Annotated in this window: 1 pseudogene; it reads left to right on the top strand. The window is 65.5% G+C overall.

What is annotated here, in order from left to right:
* Positions 1 to 294 precede the first annotated feature (294 nt).
* Positions 295 to 1,300: pseudogene (locus tag JCM25156_RS16880) on the top strand (excinuclease ABC subunit A); the annotation flags it as partial.

Below are 1,300 nucleotides of genomic sequence, written 5' to 3'. Positions count from 1 at the left end.
GCCGCCCATGCCCCCGCCGCACCCAGACACCCCGAATACAGGCACAGGGATACGCCCAGTGTGATGAACCTTTTCATACTTCGCCTGCCCCGCTCATTCAGCCTGTCATAACGCTGCCTTTCCTGATGCGCTGCCTGCACCCATCGGTCAAGCGTGATGGATATGACCGGCTCCCTGTCAAATACATAATGTGCGATAACATAACTCCCCGTTCCGGTTGCCTGCCGTCCCCCAACGGCCATAGGATGTCATAACGCCGGTGTTTTCCGGCATCTCACATAAAGACCCGATTTCATGCCGCAGTTCCCCACGACCGCACCCGTTTCCACCGGGCCGGGCAATCAGACAGGTTTCACGCATGTTCGCGGCGCGCGGGAACACAACCTGAAAGACGTGAACGTGGACATCCCGCGTGACAGGCTGGTGGTGTTCACGGGGGTTTCGGGCTCCGGCAAATCCTCGCTCGCCTTCGGCACGCTGTATGCCGAGGCCCAGCGCCGCTACCTTGAATCCGTCTCCCCCTACGCCCGGCGGCTGTTCCGGCAGATGCCGGTGCCCGATGTCACCACGATCGAGGGGCTGCCCCCCGCCATCGCCCTGCAACAGCAGCGCGGCACGGGAACGGGACGTTCCTCGGTCGGGAGCATCACCACGCTCTCCAACCTGCTGCGCATGCTCTATTCCCGCGCGGGCCGTTACCCGGCAGGCATGGAACGGCTGGAAGCGGAATCCTTTTCCACCAACACGCCCGCCGGGGCCTGCCCGCAATGCCACGGGCAGGGCCGCATCATGGACACGACCACGGAGTTGCTGGTGCCTGATGACAGCCTGTCCATCCGCCAGCGCGCGGTGGCGGCCTGGCCCACCGCGTGGCAGGGGCAGAACCTGCGCGATATCCTGATCACCAAGGGCGTGGATGTGGACTGCCCGTGGCGCGACCTGCCCGCCGCTACACGCGACTGGATCCTTTATACGGAGGAAACGCCCACCTTCCCCGTCTATCCGGGGCTGGACCATGCCGCCGTACGGCGCGCGATCCATGACCACGTTCCCCCTGCCTATAACGGCACGTTCACGGGCGCGCGGCGCTATGTGCTGCGCACCTTCGCCACATCGCAAAGCGCCACCATGCGCAGGCGCGCCGAACGCTTTCTGACCGCGACACCCTGCCCCGCCTGCCATGGCCAGCGTCTCAACCCCGATGCGCTGCGCGTGACGCTGGCGGGGCTGAACATCGCCCAGCTTACCCGGCTGCCGCTTTCGGCCATCGCCCACACGCTGGCCCCGCTGGCTGACGGCA

This window comes from Komagataeibacter kakiaceti JCM 25156, assembly GCF_000613305.1.
This window is presented reverse-complemented; position numbering and strand designations above follow the sequence as displayed.